The organism is Allosphingosinicella sp. (genome assembly GCF_036387215.1).
Taxonomy (GTDB): Bacteria; Pseudomonadota; Alphaproteobacteria; order Sphingomonadales; family Sphingomonadaceae; genus Allosphingosinicella.
The window spans coordinates 1-4,159 of record NZ_DASVUE010000315.1 but is presented as its reverse complement, the minus strand read 5'-3'; the positions used below and the strand labels follow the sequence as shown (position 1 = coordinate 4,159).

At 67.1% G+C, this 4,159-nt stretch carries 4 protein-coding genes; 2 read left to right on the top strand and 2 right to left on the bottom strand.

From position 1 onward, the window contains the following. Nucleotides 1–16 precede the first annotated feature (16 nt). On the top strand, nucleotides 17–610 hold the full coding sequence (locus VF662_RS12785) for a hypothetical protein (RefSeq protein WP_464141824.1): 594 nt from the start codon (nucleotides 17–19) through the stop codon (nucleotides 608–610). A 15-nt stretch (nucleotides 611–625) separates the two neighbouring features. Next, nucleotides 626–2,050 carry an SPOR domain-containing protein gene (locus VF662_RS12780; protein ID WP_464141822.1) on the top strand — a complete coding sequence of 475 codons (1,425 nt, stop codon included), beginning with the start codon at nucleotides 626–628 and terminating at the stop codon, nucleotides 2,048–2,050. Nucleotides 2,051–2,111: 61 nt separating this feature from the next. On the opposite strand, the gene VF662_RS12775 is transcribed toward VF662_RS12780, so the two are convergent. Both VF662_RS12775 and VF662_RS12770 read right to left on the bottom strand, forming a co-directional pair. After that, nucleotides 2,112–3,038, bottom strand: a complete 927-nt coding sequence (locus tag VF662_RS12775) for an aspartate carbamoyltransferase catalytic subunit (protein ID WP_464141820.1) — start codon at nucleotides 3,036–3,038, stop codon at nucleotides 2,112–2,114. A 49-nt stretch (nucleotides 3,039–3,087) separates the two neighbouring features. After that, nucleotides 3,088–4,159 (bottom strand): M3 family metallopeptidase (locus VF662_RS12770; RefSeq protein WP_464141818.1); only part of this gene is annotated, 1,072 nt, incomplete at its 5' end.

Here is a 4,159-nt window from a genome sequence, read left to right as displayed (position 1 = left end):
GTAAGGGGAGGGCAAGATGGCTGAACTCAAAGCTTTCGCTTCCCTCTCCTCCGGTCTCCTCGCCCGCAAGGGCGCGGCCAAGCCTGCCATGCGGCCCCAGGGCTTCGGTCAGATGCCGATGAGCGTCGGCATGGAAGATCTTGGCTGGAACGACATGGGTCAGGCGCCTCAGGCGCCCGTCGAAGAGCTTCCGGAGCATGTGCCGAGCTCGATCGCAGCTCTGACGCCTGCGCCGCGCACCGGCCAGGTCGAGCCGGAGCGTGACTTCGACCACGAAGAAGTCGCCCCGCCGCCGGTCGTCGAACAGCAGCGGGCGATCGAAGCGACTTTCGCCGAGCCGGCAAGGCCCGCGCCGGCGGCGCCGGTCGCGACGGCTTCGGTCGTGGCCCTGCCGCCGCGCGCCCGCCGCGCTCCCGGCAGCAAGGCGAAGGCCGCCTTCACGCTTCGGCTCGATGCCGAGCGGCACCTGAAGCTGCGCCTTGCCTGTGCGGTGACGCATCGCTCGGCCCAGCAGCTGGTGACGGAAGCGGTCGATCAATTTCTCTCGACCCTGCCGGAGCTCGACGGGCTCTCGAGCGCGGTCGCGGCCAAGGCCGGCAAACGGAATTAAAGCGGAGTGGCGAAGATGAAGAAGAACGTATCGTTCAAATTGGCGGCTTCGACGCTGGTCCTGGGGCTCACCGTCGTCGGCTGCAAGCCTGCGACCGGGAATTTCCGCCCCGCCGCTGCGTCCGCGGCCACTGCCAAGAGCGAAGCCCAGGCCGCCAGGATTTACGAGCAGGCGCAGGCAACGGTGCAGAAGGGCGATGTCGCCGGAGCGCTTACGCTTGCCGAACGCGCCGTCGAGCTTTCGCCGCGCGACGCCGGATACCGCATGCTGCTCGGAGACCTCTATCTGAAGAGCGGGCGCTTCCTCTCCGCCGAGAACGCCTTCACCGACGTGCTCTCGCTCTACGAGGGCAATCCCCGCGCTACGCTCAGCCTCGCCCTGGCGCAGATCGCCCAGGGCAAGAGCCGCGACGCGATCGCTCATCTCGACAGCGTCGCCGGCTCCGCTCCGGCCGATGCCGGCCTTGCCTATGCGCTGGCCGGACAGCCGCAGCGTGCGATCGAGCTGCTCGAGGGCGCCGCCCGCGCCCCCGGCGCCAACGCCCGGGTTCGCCAGAACCTCGCCCTTGCCTATGCCGTCGCCGGCGATTGGCAAAAGGCTCGCGTGACCGCTTCGCAGGATCTCTCGCCTGAAGAGGTCGGCAAGCGCATGCAGCAATGGGCTTCGTTCGCGAACCCCACGACCGCCTATCTCCAGGTCGCGACCCTGCTCGGCACCACGCCGGTCCAGGATAGCGGCCAGCCGGTCCGGCTCTCGCTCGCTCAGCCTGGTCCCCAGCAGCCCGCCTATGCGGAAGCTCAGGCTCCTGCCCCGGCCCCGGAGCCCCAGGCTCCCGTGGAGGTTGCCGAGGCTCCCGCCCCCGCTCCGGCGGAAGCCGCAGCCGAGCAGGCCGAAGTCGCGTTCGCCTATGCGCCGCCCGAGCATGCCGATGCCTTCGCAGCCGCTCCCGCCGCCGCCGAAGTGGTCGAGGTGCCTGCGTCGGTTCCGTCGAAGCCGGCCGAGATTGTGTCTGGCGCCCAATTGGCATCCGCAGTGACTTCGCTGGTGAAGGCACCCGCGCCGATCCTGAAGGCAGTGGCTCCGGTCGCGTCGGCTCCCCTCCGCGCCTTCGTCCCGCAAAAAGCGGCGAAGAAGGCTCGCTCCGTCCAGGGCCGCTACGTCGTCCAGATCGGCGCCTATCGCAGCGCGTCGCAGGTCGAGAAGGCCTGGTCGCAGGCGGTCCGCCGCTATCGCTTCGCCAATGCGCCGATGAGCACCACCGTCAGCATCCCGGGCAAGGGCACGTTCCACCGTCTGGCGGTCTCCGGCTTCGAGACTCCGGCCGAAGCGGCCCGGACGTGCCAGACGATCCGCGGCAACGGTGGCACCTGCTTCGTCCGTGCGAATGCCGGCGACGCGCCCGTCCAGTGGGCGTCCCGCTACAACGGCCGCCGCGCCTGAGAAGCGGATAATCTGATCAGGAGAGGGGGCGGCGCCGGCAACGGTAGCCGCCCTTTTTCTTTCAGCCTCCGCGGCGCTCCCGCGTCAGGAGGTCAAGGCAGGCCATCCGCACGGCGACGCCGAGCTCCACCTGCTCCTGGATTGCCGACCGCTCCGGATCGTCGGCCACGTCGCTGTCGATTTCGACACCGCGGTTCATGGGCCCGGGATGCATGACGATGGCGTCAGGCGCTGCGAGTTTCAGCCGCTCGCGCGTGAGGCCGTAGCGGCTGTGGTAGTCGCCGAGGGTTCCCGACAGCGCCTCCTCCATCCGTTCGCGCTGGATCCGGAGCATCATCACCACGTCCGCTCCCACCAGGCCGTCTTCGAGCGCGGTATAGGAGGGGAGGGCAGGTACTCCCTCCCGCCGAAGCAGGGTCTCCGGCCCCACCAGCCGCACCTCGGCGCCAAGCGCCGTCAGGCTCCGGATATTCGAGCCGGCCACCCGGCTGTGTCGGATGTCGCCGCAGATCGCGACCTTCAGCCCCTCGATTCGCCCCTTGCGCCGCCGGATGGTCAGGGCATCGAGCAGCGCCTGCGTCGGGTGCTCGTTGGTGCCGTCGCCGGCATTGATGACGGCGCAGTCCACCACCTCCGCCACTTGCCCCGGTGCCCCCGTCTCGGAGTGCCGGATCACCATCACGTCGGGCCGCATGGCGTTCAGGGTGAGGGCGGTGTCGATCAGGGTCTCGCCCTTGTGCACGCTCGACCCGGCGGTGTGGAAGTTCGCCACCTGCGCTCCGAGCCGCTTCCCCGCTACCTCGAACGAGAAGAGCGTCCGTGTGGAATTTTCGAAGAAGACGTTGAACTGCGTCAGCCCGCGCAGGCGATCGTCCTGCTTTCGCGATTGACGGTTGAACGCGATCCATTGCTCCGCCTCGTCCAGAAAAGCGGTGATATCGGCAGCCGAGAGGCCTTCGATCCCGAGGAGGTGGCGGGGGAGGGGCATGCGATGCGCTTAACCGCCGCCCCTCCGCCTCACAAGACGCGCAGCCAGCCTACTTGGCAGGGAAGCCGCGCTTGCGCATCAGCGCCCGAACGTCCGGATCGCGGCCTCGGAAGGCGCGGTACGCCTCGGCGCGGTCGGTCTCGTTCCCCGTCGAGAGCAGGGTCGTACGGAAGCGGTCGGCCGTCGCCTTGTCGAACGGGTTGCCCGCTTCTTCGAACGCCGCCCAAGTGTCCGCGTCCATCGTTTCCGACCAGAGGTAGGAATAATAGCCGGCCGAATAGGCGTCGGACGAGAAGAGGTGATTGAACTGCGGCAGGCGGTGCCGCATCACCAGCTCGCGCGGCATTCCGATTTTCTGCAAAGCTTGGCGCTCGAACGCATCGGGATCGGCCACGCCGTTCGGCTCCAGGTGAAGCATCATGTCCACGATCGCCGAGGAGAGATATTCGGCGGTCGCGAAGCCCTGGTTGAACGTCGAAGCCTTCTGGATCTTCTCGACCAGCGCCTTCGGCATCGGCTGCCCGGTCTTATAGTGCTTTGCAAAGCGGCTCAGCACCGGCTCGGTCAGCAGCCAATTCTCGTTCACCTGGCTCGGATATTCCACGAAATCCTGCGGCGTCCCAAGGAAGCTCGGATAATGGACGTTCGACAGGAAATAATGGAGCGCGTGCCCGAACTCGTGGAACAGCGTCTCGGCATCGTCGAGGCTGATCAGCACCGGCTCGCCCGGAGCGGGCTTGGTGAAATTGTTGTTGTTGGAGCCGAGGACGATCTTGTCCCCGAGCAGCCCTGAACGGCTGCGATAGGTCGTCGCCCAGGCGCCGGAGCGCTTACCCGTCCGTGCATAGGCATCCATGTAGAAGAGCCCGACGATGTCGCCCGTCGCGCGGCTCCGCACCTCGTAAGTGCGGATGTCGGGGTGCCAGACCGGCACCGTTCCCGTATTCTCCTTGAAGTCGAGCCCGTAAAGCTCGCCGGCTGACCAGAACATGCCGTTGATCATGTTCGACAGCTCGAAATAGGGCTTTATCTCGTCCTGGCTGAGGTCGTACCGCTCTTTCCGGACCTTCTCCATGTAATAGCGATAGTCCCAGGGCTCGATCGTGATCTTGTGGCCGAGC